Here is a 13,262-nt window from a genome sequence, read left to right as displayed (position 1 = left end):
CGCGGGACGCGGACGACTGCCCGGAAACGCCGCGGGGTCATTCCAGGGACCAGGTGATCACGGGCGGGCGGACACGCGCGCAGCGCGGGCCGCCCGCCTCGTCGGTCAGGCCCAGCCGGCCGGCCAGCACGCCGCGGTCCTCGAAGGCGGCCCGCAGCAGTTCCCCGGGGATGTCGCCGAACATGAGCTTGGCCCGCCGGAACATCGCGAACTCGCCGTCCCCGTCCACCGCGCCCCAGCTCAGATAGAGGAAGCGGGCGCCGGGTGAGCCGTGCACCCAGGGGCCGCCGACGTCGAGCAGCCCGTCCACCTCCCGGGCGGTCACCTCGAGCTCCCAGACCGCGTGCCCGGCGGTCACCGGCACCCGGCCGACCACCTCGCGTTGGCGCTGCATCCCGACGTGCACCCGGTTGAGCCTCAGCTCGGGCGACTGCGGCAGGTCCTGCCCCTCGATCCGGATCCGCATCCGACGACGATAGAGCCTGTACAGTCGCCACCCGTGACCACGGAGCAGCGGGACTGGGCGGCGACGATCCATCGCCTCTGGGCCTCGGTGGCCACCATCACGTCGCGGGAGCAGCTAGCGGACCTGGTGCTGCCGCCGTTGCTGGAGATCCCCGGCGCGGTCGGCGCCTGGGGGCTGCGGCACACCACGAGCGTCTTCCGGTGGGCCGGGCTGCCCCCGGAGAGCGTGGGCCACCTGGTGGCCCGCGCTCTGGAGGCGACCGGCGAGGCCGATCCGGACTGGCTGGCCGCGCACGGCGTGCACGACGTGGTGGTCACCCGGTTCGACGCCCCCGGCGACGTCGGCGGGACCATGATGGTGCTGCTCGACGGGACCGGCGACCGGGACCACGCGCGGACCTGCCTGCACCAGGTGGCCGACGTCACCCGGGAGGCGATCCGGCGGCTCGCCGCGCACCGGGCCGAGCAGGGCCAGCAGATCCGCGACGCGCTGCTGGCCGAGGCGTCGCTGCAGATGGACGCGGTGCTGGACCGGACGCAGACGATGGGCCGGGTGGCCCGGATGGCGGTGCCCGCGATCGCCGAGGGCTGCCTGGTCTACCTCTGCGACGACAAGGGACCGGAGCTGCGCAGCGCGGTGCACATCGACATGCGCCGGCTGGCCGCGCTGCTCGCCGACGACGAGGTGGCCGCGCGGCTGGAGACACTCGCCGCCGAGGCGGTCGCCGCACCGGACCGGCGGCCGGCCCGCGCCGAGGGGATCGTGCCCGGGACCCGGTTCGTGGACGTGCAGGTGTTGCGGGCCCGCGGCCGTACCTCCGGAGTATTGATCTTCATGTTCGAGCGGAACGCCGGGGACGTGCCGCCCGCGCAGTTCCTCCACGACCTGGCGCACCGGGCCGCGCTCGCGCTGGACAACGGCGAGCTCTACGAGCAGCGCCGGCGCGAGGTGGTGGCGATGCAGCAGCACCTGTTGCCACGGCGGCTGCCGGTCGTGGACGGGCTGGAGGTCGCCGCCTCGTACACCGTCGGCGACCGGGTGATGGAGGTCGGCGGCGACTTCTACGACGTGGTGGTGCGCGCGGACGGCGTGGTCGGCGCCGTGATCGGCGACGTCTGCGGCCGCGGCGTGGACGCCGCCGCGCTGACCGGGATGGCCCGGCACACGCTGGGCGCGCTCCTGCAGGAGGGGCTGTCGCCGGCCCGCGCGCTCGGACGGCTGAACGCCTCGCTGCGCCGGGAGGGCTCGTGGCGGTTCCTCACCGCCGGGGTCGCGCTGTTGCGCACCGACCCCCGGGGCTGCACGGTGCAGTGGATGTCCTGCGGGCACCCGCCGCCGCTGGTCCTTCGCCGCGGCGCGCCCGCGGAGACCGGCCGGGGCGGCGGCACGCCGATCGGCGTGCTGCCCGAACTACGGGTGGGCCGGTCCCGGCTGCGGCTCGGGCCCGGCGACACCCTGGTGATGTACACCGACGGGCTGACCGAGAGCCGGGCCCCCGACGGCCGGATGTTCCAGGACGCGGCGCTGCCGCAGGCCCTGGAGCGGCTCCGGGACGCGCCGCCGGAGACAGTGGTCCGGCAGCTGAGCTCGGCCGCCTCCCGGTTCGGGGTGACCACCGCGGACGACATAGCCGTGCTGGCGATCGGGGTCGCACGTGACTGATCTGATCCTCGTCGTCGAGGACTCCGCCGAGGACGTGGAGGCGATCGAGCGCGCGATCGGCCGCTCCCACCCGGGGCTGCGCCGGGAGTTCCTGCGCTCCGGCGCGGAGGTGTGGCCCCGGCTCACCGCGCCCGGCGCGGCGCTGCCCGGCCTGATGCTGCTCGACCTGAACATGCCCGGCGAGGGCGGCCTCGCGGTGCTCCGGCAGGTCCGCGCCGATCCCGCGTTCGACCGGATCCGGATCGTGGTGTTCACGTCCTCGGAGGACCAGGCCGAGGCGGACGCCTGCTACGCGGCCGGCGCGGACAGCTACATCTACAAGCCGATGAACTTCGCCCTGTTCCAGACGGTCCTGAGCCAGACCCTGGACTACTGGGGGAACGTCGCGCGCATCGTGGTGCCGCCGCCCGGCGACTCGGCGGCCCAGACCTGACCGCCGTGCCGCTCGACGATGCGGCGCACGATGGCCAGCCCGGCGCCCGACCCCTCGGCGCCCGGGTGCAGCCGGCGGAACAGGTCGAACGCCTGCTCGCGCAGGTGCTCCGGCATGCCGATGCCGTTGTCCTGGACGAACAGCGTGGGCCCGGCCTGCTCCACCCCGACCAGCACCCGGCGCGGCCCCTCGTCCCGCGCGTACTTGGCCGCGTTCACCAGCAGGTTGACCAGGATCTCGTCGAGCAGGACCGGGTCCGCGACGATCGGCGGCGGGTCGCCGGCCAGTTCCACGCTCACGCCTGCCGCCTCCAGCCGCGGGCCGGCCACCTCCAGCGCCCGGGCCACCGCGTCGCGCAGCTCGACCGGCTCCCGGCGCAGGTCGGTGCGGCCCAGCCGGGAGTAGTAGAGCAGCGCGTTGAGCAGTTCGTTCATCCGGCCGGCCAGGCGCTGGATGGACTCCAGGCGGCGTACGGTCAGCTCGTCCAGCCGCCCCGCGGTGTCCTCGGCGATGAACGTCGCGTAGTTGGCGATGCCGCGCAACGGTTCCTTCAGGTCGTGCGCGGCCGCATGGGCGAACGAGTCCAGGTCCACGTTGCTGCGGGTGAGCTCGGTGTTCAGCGCGGCCAGCCGGTGCGCCTGGCCCAGGGCGATCTCGGTGAGCGAGCGGCCCAGCTCGGTAGCCATCGCCAGATCGTTCGCCGACCACGGGGTGCTGCGGCCACGCACGGTCGCCAGGAACACCGCTGTCGACCCGCGCGGGGTCAGCCGCCGCCCGCTCGGCCCGAGGACCACAGGTGTACGCGGATCCGCCGCCCACCGCCGCGCCACCGTCCGCTCGGCGCGTAGCCAGGCGACGCAGTCCCCGTCCGCGCCCACCGGCAGCACCAGCGCCCCGGCCAGGTGGTCGCCGCCCAGCCGGTCGCTGTGCCAGAGCTCCCTCGGCGGCACACCGGCCAGTAGTTGCTCGACGGCCTCGACCGGTGTCGCTCCGGACACCGTGACCGTCCCGCCGGACCGCACGGCCACCGCGTCGCACTCGACGACCTCGCCGAGCCCGGCCGGGGACAGCCCGCCGGAGAGGTCCACCGAGATCCGCTCCAGCAGGCGGGCGATGGCGATCCGGGACCGCTCCCGGGCCGTCGCCTCGTCGCGTTCCCGCAGCGAGGCCAGGTGCAGCGAGAGCGCCACGCCGAAGAACTCGCAGGCCGCCCGGACCTGCGGGCCGAGCGCCTTGGCGGCCCGCCCGTGGCAGGCGATCAGCCCCCAGAGCCGGTCGCCGGAGAGCAGCGACACCGACATCGACGAGGTGACCTCGATGTTGCGCAGGTACTCCAGGTGGAACGGGGAGACCGTGCGCAGCACCGACAGCGACAGATCGAGCGGCTCCCCGGTCTCCGGCAGCGCCTCCGGCACCAGCCGCGCGGTGGCGTCGCCGACGTCCGCGATGACCCGGATCCAGTTGCGTTCGTAGAGCTTGCGGGCTTGCGGCGGGATGTCGGTGGCCGGGAACCACAGGCCCAGCCAGGGTTCCCGGTCGCCGGCCACGTCCTCGGCGATCACCTCGCCGGGACCGTCGACCGACTCGAACCGGTAGGCGACGACCCGGTCGTACCCGGTGATGGTCTTGATCTCGCGGACCGCGGCCCGCACCGCCTCGGTCACCGTGCCGGCCCGCTGCAGCCGCATCAGCGCCTGCCGCACCGGCACCGCGAACGCCCCGAACTCGTCCCCGGTCGCGGTGCCCGGCTCGAACTCCAGCACCAGATGGCCCTCGGCGCGGTGCACCGTCACGTCGAATCGCTGACCCGTCCCGGACACCCGGACGGGCATCATCCCGGTCTGCCCGGTGTCCGCGTCGGCCAGGTGCCGGAGCCGGGTCAGCTGCTCGCCGTCGATCAGCCTGTCGATCGGCGCGCCCAGCAGCCGGTCCGCGCCGAGCAGGGCCTCCGCGTTGGCACTGAGCACCGCGATCCGGCCGTCGCGGACCGCGATCAGCGCGCCGTGCGACTGGACGCCGCCGAGGCGGTGGATCGGCTCGCGGACGCAGGCGGTGAGATCGAAGGTGGTGCCGGTCTCGCGTTCGGCGGCGGCCGCCCGTTCGGAGAGCCATCCGGGGGCATCGCTCATCCCGCGACCCTACCCACCGCCCGGCCCGGCCCGAGCACTCACCCGCCACGAGGTGGCGCGGACCGGCGCCCCCTGAACGCCCGGCCGCGCCGGCTCGGCTGGCGGTGAGAGGTCGCTCCGGAGCCCCCGGGACACCGCTGACGGCCAGCCGCGCCGGCGTGGCTGACTGGGGGGACAACCGGCGGTTGGGGGATTTTTCGGGTTTGTGGTTTTTTATACTTGATCACGAATACTGGTGGGGACTGGAGGTCGGGTGGCGGAGATCTACCGGAGCGCGAACGCCGCCGGCACCATCGCGGCCGCGGAGAACGAGCGCGGGGAGATGCTGCGCCGGGCCGGCCGGCCGGGGGAAGCGGCCGCGCACTTCGAGCGCGCGCTGGAGACGCTCGCAGGCGTGAAAGAGCCCGATCCCGGCACCCACTCGGCGATTCTCAACAATCTGGCACTGACCGCGTACGCCCAGGGGGATTTCGCCCGGGCCCGGCGCTGCCTGGTGCGATCGCTGGCGGTGGGTCCCCTGGTCGGCGATCCGGTCGGACGGGCCATCACCTACGACAACCTCGGCGTCGTCGAGGTCGAGCTGTCCCGCCGCGCGGCCCCGGGCGGAGGCGACAAGGGGACACCGCCGGGGGACGCGCCGGCCGGCCACGCGCAGGCAGGGCCGGACGGCGGCGGTGGCGGGAACGGCCACCTCGGCGAGGACGGGCGAGGGGTACGGAGAAGACCATCGGAAGCGGACACCCACCTCCGCGAGGCGGAACGCTACTTCGCCGCGGCCGAGCGGCTGTTCCGCAGCGTGCTGCCCGAGGCGGTCGACGACTACCTGCGCTCGGTGCTGAATCGTGCGGACGCCGCGGAGATGCGCTCCGACGCCGAGCGGATGGACCGGCTGACCCGGCACGCCGCCGAGGTGGCGGCCCACCACGCGATCGCCCCGGAGAACGCGCTGGAGGCGGTCACCATGCGCGGCGATTTCCTGTACCGGCGCGGCGGGCATCCCCGGGCCGCCGTGGAGCTGATGACCGCGCGGCTGCCGGCGCTGCTGCCGGAGTGCCCGCTGGACCGGCACACCGCGGCGCTGCACACGCTGCTGGCCGCCGCGACGGCCACCGGCGACCCGGCGCTGATCGAGGACGTCGCCGCGCGGATCGCCGAGATCGGCGGGACGGCCGCCGGAACCGAAGCGACAACGGTCAGAACGAAAGCGACGAACGCCGGCCCGGCGCACCGCGACATCACGGAGAGGGGCCACCCGACGAACGAGACCAGCCACGGCCGGCACGCCCGGGCGGAGAGAGGCCGGGGAACGAACGAGACAGCCGGCCCGAAACCGGAAGGAACCCCGGCCGGGCCGAAGAACCCGGCGAAAATCACGGCGCGGCGTTAACGTACGTTCATGGGAGCGGCCCGCTGGCGACGGATCCGCCTCCCGCTGCCCGCCCTGCGCTCCTCGATCACCGCCCGGGTCTGGTCCCCGGCCCAGGACACCGACCGCCTGCTGATCGCCCACGACGGCCCGGAGTACCAGCTGCGCGGCGGGCTGGCCGAGCACGCCGCCCGGTGCGGACGGTACCACCTGGTCCTGCTGCCGCCCGGGGACCGGCCGGGTGAGCGCGACCACTGGTACTCGGCCTGTCCCGCGTACGCCGAAGCGCTCGGCAACGACATCCTCCCCCGTCTGCGCTCGCGCCTGGGCGCCCGCCCCGCCGTCGGCGCCGGCGTCAGCCTCGGCGCTCTGGCCATGCTGCACGCCCAGCGCACCCGCCCGGCCGGCTTCGCCGGCCTGTTCCTGCAGTCCGGCAGCTACTTCCAACCGCGGTACGACCGCCAGGAGTCCGGATTCGTGCGCTGGTCGCGGATCATCCGGTACGTCCGCCGGGTGCTCACCGCCCACCGCGGCCCGGCCGTCCCCACGACGCTGACCTGCGGCGACGCCGAGGACAACCTGGCGAACAACAGGGACATGGCGGATGCCCTGCGTCAACAGGGGTACCCGCTGACCTTCGCCGTCGGCCCGGGCGGCCACGACTGGGCCACCTGGCGCGGCGCCCTGGATCCACACCTGACCACCCTGCTGGGCAAAGCCTGGCCGGACTAGACAAAGGAGGCGACCGTGGCCGACGTCGAGCACACCATCGGACTTCTGCTGGGCACCGAGGACGACTGGCCACGCGCCTACGAGTCCCTGCTGCGCCGGCTCGGCACGGTCGGGTCGCCGGACGGGCGCTCGCATCGGGCCCGCCCGGTGCGGGTCACCGTCGAGCCGTTCAACCTGCGTGACAAGCCACGGCACAGGCTGGTCATCGACCGCCTGGCGTACTGGTACTACCACCCCCGGGAGTGGCTCAAGAAGATCGCCCTGATGGACGGGGTGTACCTGCTGAACAGCCCGTTCACGTTCCAGTCGATGGAGAAGCACGCGGCGTACTGCGCGATGATGCGGCTCGGGCTCAAGGTGCCGGAGACGGTGCTGGTGCCGTTCAAGAACCCGCTGGACAACTCGCGGTGGGCGTACACCGCGACCCGGTACAACCGGCCGTTCGACCTGGAGGCGACGGCCGCCTCGATCGGCTATCCGCTCTACATGAAGCCGTACGACGGCGGCGCCTGGGTGGGCGTCTCGAAGATCCGCAACGCGGACGAGCTGCACGCCGCCTACGACGCGTCCGGCGAGCGGCTGATGCACCTGCAGGCGTCGGTCGAGGACTACGACGTGTTCGCCCGCTCGCTGACCATCGGCCCGGAGACGATGGTGATGCGGTTCCGGCCGGACCAGCCGATGCACGCCCGCTACGAGGTGGACCACAACTTCCTGTCGGACTCCGCGGGCCACGAGGTGGTGGCGGTGTCGCAGCTGGTCAACGCGTTCTTCCGGTGGGAGTTCAACTCGTGCGAGGCGCTGGTGCGCGGCGACGACGTGCACCCGATCGACTACGCGAACGCGTGTCCGGACGTGGCGCTGACCTCGCTGCACTACTACTTCCCGTGGGCGATGACCGCGCTGCTGCGCTGGACGGTGTTCTGCGTGGTGACCGGGCGGCGGATGCGCCTGGACACCGACACGGCCGACTACTTCGCGGTTGCCGATGATCCGGATCGGTCATACCGGGAGAAGCTCGCCGGGTACCGGGAACTCGCCGACAGGTATTTCGAGGTGGACCGCTACCGGGAGTTCTGCGACAAGCACCTGAGCAACGTGGACGAGATCGTCTACGACTGGGTGACCTCGGAGGAGTTCCGCTCGCTGCTGCGCGAGACGGTCCGGGCGATGTACCCGGTGCACGAGCACGAGAAGTTCCTCGCCCACTTCGGTGGCCTGATCGATGCCTGGATCCGTGACCAAGGCGTTGACGCGGCAACACGTCAGTAATCAGTATGTCCCCATGCATCTATGGGAGCGCTCCCGCGTCATTGCCGCGACCTCCGCCCTGCTCCTCGCCGGCGCCGCCGTCCCGGCTCTCGCCGACGAGGTGGAGCAGGTGGTCAACGGCGGATTCGACGGCACCGCCGACCCGTTCTGGTCCACCTCGGGCATGCCGATCGGCCTCTCCGGCGGCCGCGCCTGTGTGGACGTGCCCGGCGGGACCACCAACCGCTGGGACGCCGCGATCGGGCAGAACGACATCGACCTGGTCGCCGGTGAGACGTACCGGTTCAGTTTCGACGCGTCCGGGGACGCCGGGCACGTCGTCCGGGCGATCACCGGGCTCGCGGTCAGTCCCTACGACACCTATGTCGAGCAGTCACCGGTCCTCGGCGGCGGCGACCCGCAGCACTACGAGTACACGTTCACCGCCTCCACCAGCACCGCCCAGGGCCAGGTGGCCTTCCAGGTGGGCGGCAGCGCCCAGCCGTGGCGCTTCTGCGTCGACAACGTCTCGCTGGTCGGCGGCGTGCCGCCGGAGGCCTACGAGCCGGACACCGGTCCGCGCGTGCGCGTCAACCAGGTCGCCTACCTGCCCTCCGGACCGAAGGCCGCCACGGTGGTCACCGACGCGACCACCGCCCTGCCCTGGGTCCTCAACGACAGGAACCAGCGGCCGGTCGCCCGGGGTACGACCACACCGCGCGGCGTCGACGCCAGTTCCGGCCAGAACGTCCACACCATCGACTTCAGCCGGTACACCCGCGGCGGCACGGGCTTCACGCTCACCGCGGACGGCCAGACGTCCCGCCCGTTCGACATCGGCGGCGGCGCCTACGACCGGCTGCGCACCGACGCGCTGAAGTTCTACTACACCCAGCGCTCCGGCATCGAGATCCGCGACGACCTGCGGCCGGGGTACGGCCGCGCGGCCGGGCACGTCGACGTCGCCCCGAACCAGGGTGACGGGAACGTCCCGTGCCAGGCCGGCGTCTGCGACTACCGGCTGGACGTCCGCGGCGGCTGGTACGACGCCGGCGACCACGGCAAGTACGTGGTCAACGGCGGGATCTCGGTCTGGGAACTGCTCGGCGAGTTCGAGCAGTCGCGCGGCGCGCGGCAGGTGGACCTGGCGATCCCGGAGAGCGGTAACCGCACGCCGGATCTGCTCGACGAGGTCCGCTGGGAGCTGGACTTCCTGCTCCGGATGCAGGCGCCGGACGGCATGGTGCACCACAAGATCCACGACCAGGCCTGGACCGGCCTGCCGCTGCTGCCCTCGCAGGACCCGCAGCCGCGCGAGCTGCACCCCGTGTCGACGGCGGCGACGCTGAACCTGGCGGCCACCGCGGCGCAGGCGGCGCGCGTCTACCTTCGCTACGACCCGGCGTTCGCGCGGCGCGCGCTGGCCGCCGCGAAGAAGGCGTACACCGCCGCGAAGACCCACCCCATCGTCCTGGCGCCGGAGTCCGACGGGGTCGGCGGCGGCGCGTACAACGACACGAAGGTCTCCGACGACTTCTACTGGGCGGCCGCCGAGCTCTTCCTGACCACCGGCGGGAAGCAGTACGCCACAGACGTCACCACCTCGCCGGAGCACACCGCTGACGTCTTCGGGCCGGTCGCGTTCGACTGGGCGTCCACCGCGGCGGCCGCGAAGATCGACCTCGCGCTGATCCCGAACCGGCTGCCCGGACTCGACACGGTCAAGGCCCAGGTGATCGCCGGCGCGGAGAAGTACCTGGCGATCCAGCAGGCGCACCCGTACGGGGTCGCCTACGCCCCGGCGAACAACGTCTGGGACTGGGGCTCGGCCAGCATCGTCGCCAACAACCTGGTGGTGATCACAGCCGCGCACCAGCTGACCGGCCGTGACCGCTACCGCGACGGCGTGCTGACCGGGCTGGACTGGCTGCTCGGCCGCAACGCGCTGAACATCTCGTTCGTCACCGGGTACGGCGAGGTCAGCGCGCAGAACGAGCACAGCCGCTGGTACGCCCACCAGCTCGACCCGGCGCTGCCGCACCCGCCGGTGGGCAGCCTGGCCGGCGGGCCGAACTCGTCGATCCAGGACCCGCTCGCGCAGGAGAAGCTCAAGGGCTGCGTCGGCCAGTTCTGCTACATCGACGACATCCAGTCCTGGTCCACCAACGAGTTGACCATCAACTGGAACGCGGCACTCGCCCGGCTGAGCGGGTACGTGGCCGAAGTGTCCTAAATAACCATAAATGGCGTAGCGTACGGCGTATGCAGGCTCTGTCCTTCGCCGTTGCGCTATACCGTCGCCAGCTCGCCATCAACTACTGGGGCCGGGTGCGGCGGGACCCACTGTCCCGTCTGCACCTGGCCGAGGGGCGTGACGACCCGTACTCGATCTACGACGAGATCCGGGCACGCGGGCCGATGGCCCCCACCCTGCTCGGCAACTACGCCACCGCGACCCACCAGGTCTGCGACGCCGTGCTGCGGGACCGGCGGTTCGGCCCGAGCGCTGTGGAGATGAACGGGCGGGGCGCCCCGGGCGACGAGATCGACATGTCGATGCTGGACAAGGATCCACCCGAGCACACCCGGTTGCGCCGCGTGGCGCAGCCGGCGTTCAGTCCCAAGCAGATCGCCGGCTACCGCCCGCGCGTCGAGCGGGTGGTCGGCGACCTGCTCGACCAGGCCGCCGCGAAAGGCACGTTCGACCTGGTGGGCGACTTCGCCGCGCCGCTGCCGATCGCGGTGATCTCCGATCTGCTGGGCATCCCGGACGCGGACACCGATGCGTTCGCCGAGCACGGCGCGGTGATCGGCAGCGCGCTGGACGGGGTCCGCTCGCTGCGGCACGCGGCCCGGCTGATGGCCGCCAGCAACGCGCTGGACGAGGTGTTCCTCCGGCTGTTCGAGCTGCGCCGCCGGCAGCCGGCGGACGACGCGGTGAGCCGGATCCTGGCCGCCGAGGGTGATCAGATCCAGTCACACGAGGTGCTGCCGATGTGCCGGCTGCTGCTCGTGGCCGGCTTCGAGACCACCGTCAACCTGATCGGCAACGCGGTGCAAGCGTTGCTCGACCACCCGGAGCAGTGGGAGGCGCTGTGCGCCGACCCGGCCGGGCTGGCCGACGCGGCGGTCGAGGAGACGCTGCGCTGGGACTCCCCCGTGCAGCGGACCTCGCGGTGCGCCCGGGAGGACGTCGAGCTGGCCGGGCGGACGATTCGGCGTGGCGAGTTCGTGGTCTGCCTGCTGGGCGGGGCGAACCGGGATCCGGAGGTGTTCGCGGACGCCACGCGTTTCGACCTGCACCGTGTCCCGGAGGCCGATCATCTGGCCTTCTCCAGCGGCATCCACTACTGCGTGGGGGCGCCGCTGGCCCGGCTGGAGGTGGGCACCGCGCTGCGGCTGCTGGCCGAGCGGATGCCCGGACTGCGCCGGGCCGGCCAGTCGCGCCGCCGCGACGCGGGCATCATCCGCGGCCCGCGCACGCTGCCGGTCGCCGTCGAGAAGACCGGCGCGCGGTCAGCCCCGGTGAGCACCTCGTAGCCGGCGTACCCGGCGGTGGCGGCGCGTCTCGACGGACGCGCGACCCGGCAACCGCGCAACGCGCGACCCGGCAACCAGGGGCGGCCGTGCAACGGGCGGCCGTGCGCGACCGGCAGCCGTGCGCGCCGGACGGCCGCGCGCGGCGCGGTCAGCGCACGGCCGGTCTCGGCGCGCCCGGCTCGGTCCGGATGAACCTGTCGAACAGGTTCTTCGTGGCGCGCTGGATGCGGGCGTCGGTGTACGCCGACTTGGCCAGGGCCAACGGCCAGTGGAAGGTCCCGGCCGTGAACATGATCGTTCCGTCCGGCGTCTCGCAGATGCTGGTGTTCTGGATCCTGTCGCCACGGCCCAGGCTGTCCGGGTACGGACTGGCCGACAGCAACGTCTGCTCGGCCTGGTAGTCGGTCGGCAGCCCGGCGAACCAGCCGTCCGCCTCGACCGCGACCAGATCCTTGATCCGGTCACCGTCGTGCACGCCGGTGCCCTCCCACATCCAGTGTCCGGCGCCGCGCACCACGAGCGGGACCGGCGCCCGGAGGATGCCGTTGTACTGCGTGCCCATCAGCCGGGCCTCGGCCGACGACTGCCCGGTGCCCAGGTTGCGCCACAGGTCGGTGTCGCCGGTCTCGTCCGGAGCCGGATCCGGCGCGCTCTTGTAGCAGGTGACGACGCGGCCGGCGACGCCCCGGGGGTCCGCCTCGACGCGGATGTTCCAGTAGATGTTGTTGGCCGCCAGGAACGCGCAGTGGGTGTTGTTGCGGATCGCCTTCTCGACGACGTCACGCATCGCGCCGGACCAGTACTCGTCGTGGCCGGAGAAGATCAGCGCCCGGTACCTCGCCGGGTCGATCCGCCCCTGGTGCAGGTCGATGCTGGTGGCGTAGGCGACGTCGTACCCGGACTTCTCCATGAACTGCGCGGTGGCGACGTCCAGGTTGAACCAGGTGGGCCGGCCGCCGCCGTAGTAGGGGCGGTTGAACGACACCTGGTACGCCCGCTCCGGGGCGCCGCCCATCTTGCCGTTCGGCAGGTAGCCCTTGTAGAGGCTCTTGCCGGTCCGCCCGTCGGCCGGCCACACGTTGTACGCGTTGTACGTGGTGACCGGCACGATCATCAGGAAGTCCGCCCGGCGCGCGTCGTTGCGCACCACGAACGGGGTGACGGCGCGGTGCCCGTCCCGGGTCTTGAAGACCGCGAGGTAGAGCCCGGAGAGCCAGTCCGCCGGGACCTTGAACGTCCACGAGGACGGCCACCCGCAGTCGATCAGGCCGGTCACCGGGTCGGGCGCCGGCACCGGCCGTGGCCGGCCGGAGAGCTTCGGGCTGGTGTACGCGAGCCGGCCGCCCGCGCCGTGATAGCTGCCGAGCCGGTAGAGGGAGACGGTGAACGTCTGCGGAACCGCGACGGTGACGTGGAAGGAGATCGAGCCGCCGGCGTTCACCGAGGTGGCCGACGGGTAACCCTGGATCTGGCGGAGCTTGTCGCTGACGTTCTCCGAGGCGACCCACCCGGTGTCGCCCTTGCGCCGGTTCTCCCGCACGACCGGGCTCACCGGCGCCGGTGTGGTGGCGCTGAGGCCCGAGCCCCAGGCCATGGCGCCGAAAGCGGCGACTCCGAGTACCGAACGACGGCGGGCCGAGCGTGCCAAGACCCCTACCTCTCACGTACCGGCAAGCGGCCGCG

Annotated in this window: 10 protein-coding genes; 7 read left to right on the top strand and 3 right to left on the bottom strand. The window is 72.7% G+C overall.

Going from position 1 to position 13,262, the window contains the following annotated elements; all coding sequences use genetic code 11:
* Positions 1-37: 37 nt before the first annotated feature.
* On the bottom strand, positions 38-466 hold the full coding sequence (locus Asi03nite_RS06365) for a DUF5990 family protein (RefSeq protein WP_203677476.1): 429 nt from the start codon (positions 464-466) through the stop codon (positions 38-40).
* Between the two features lie 33 nt (positions 467-499).
* Here Asi03nite_RS06365 and Asi03nite_RS06360 point away from each other — a divergent pair, with 33 nt between their 5' ends.
* Positions 500-2,128, top strand: coding sequence for a PP2C family protein-serine/threonine phosphatase (locus tag Asi03nite_RS06360; RefSeq protein ID WP_203677475.1), 1,629 nt, complete (start codon positions 500-502; stop codon positions 2,126-2,128).
* Entirely contained in the window at positions 2,121-2,561 is a 441-nt protein-coding gene (locus tag Asi03nite_RS06355) for a response regulator (protein WP_203677474.1), read from the top strand. Before Asi03nite_RS06360 ends, Asi03nite_RS06355 begins: the two co-directional genes overlap by 8 nt.
* Here the strand turns inward: Asi03nite_RS06355 and Asi03nite_RS06350 are convergent.
* Complete coding sequence (locus Asi03nite_RS06350) at positions 2,498-4,690, bottom strand: ATP-binding protein (RefSeq protein ID WP_203677473.1); 2,193 nt, start codon at positions 4,688-4,690, stop codon at positions 2,498-2,500. The two genes, Asi03nite_RS06355 and Asi03nite_RS06350, sit on opposite strands and share 64 nt — an antisense overlap.
* 253 nt (positions 4,691-4,943) lie before the next feature.
* Here Asi03nite_RS06350 and Asi03nite_RS06345 point away from each other — a divergent pair, with 253 nt between their 5' ends.
* The 5 genes from Asi03nite_RS06345 to Asi03nite_RS06325 are packed head-to-tail and all read left to right on the top strand — an operon-like array spanning position 4,944 to position 11,579.
* Positions 4,944-6,077: a tetratricopeptide repeat protein gene (locus Asi03nite_RS06345; RefSeq protein ID WP_203677472.1), complete on the top strand. Its 1,134-nt coding sequence runs from the start codon at positions 4,944-4,946 to the stop codon at positions 6,075-6,077.
* 9 nt (positions 6,078-6,086) lie between these two features.
* The gene (locus tag Asi03nite_RS06340) at positions 6,087-6,788 is read left to right on the top strand and encodes an alpha/beta hydrolase (protein WP_203677471.1); all 702 of its coding nucleotides are present in this window, start codon (positions 6,087-6,089) and stop codon (positions 6,786-6,788) included.
* A gap of 15 nt (positions 6,789-6,803) precedes the next feature.
* Positions 6,804-8,060, top strand: coding sequence for an ATP-grasp domain-containing protein (locus tag Asi03nite_RS06335; RefSeq protein ID WP_203677470.1), 1,257 nt, complete (start codon positions 6,804-6,806; stop codon positions 8,058-8,060).
* Between the two features lie 13 nt (positions 8,061-8,073).
* Complete coding sequence (locus Asi03nite_RS06330) at positions 8,074-10,272, top strand: glycoside hydrolase family 9 protein (protein ID WP_203677469.1); 2,199 nt, start codon at positions 8,074-8,076, stop codon at positions 10,270-10,272.
* 29 nt (positions 10,273-10,301) lie between these two features.
* A complete protein-coding gene (locus Asi03nite_RS06325) occupies positions 10,302-11,579 on the top strand; it encodes a cytochrome P450 (protein ID WP_203677468.1) in 1,278 nt (425 codons plus the stop codon).
* 148 nt (positions 11,580-11,727) lie between these two features.
* On the opposite strand, the gene Asi03nite_RS06320 is transcribed toward Asi03nite_RS06325, so the two are convergent.
* A complete protein-coding gene (locus Asi03nite_RS06320) occupies positions 11,728-13,131 on the bottom strand; it encodes a N,N-dimethylformamidase beta subunit family domain-containing protein (protein ID WP_239102455.1) in 1,404 nt (467 codons plus the stop codon).
* Positions 13,132-13,262: the final 131 nt, after the last annotated feature.

Source organism: Actinoplanes siamensis, from assembly GCF_016862395.1.
Classification (GTDB): domain Bacteria; phylum Actinomycetota; class Actinomycetes; order Mycobacteriales; family Micromonosporaceae; genus Actinoplanes; species Actinoplanes siamensis.
The sequence above is the reverse complement of the archived record's forward strand: the minus strand, read 5'-3'. Positions and strand labels throughout refer to the sequence as shown.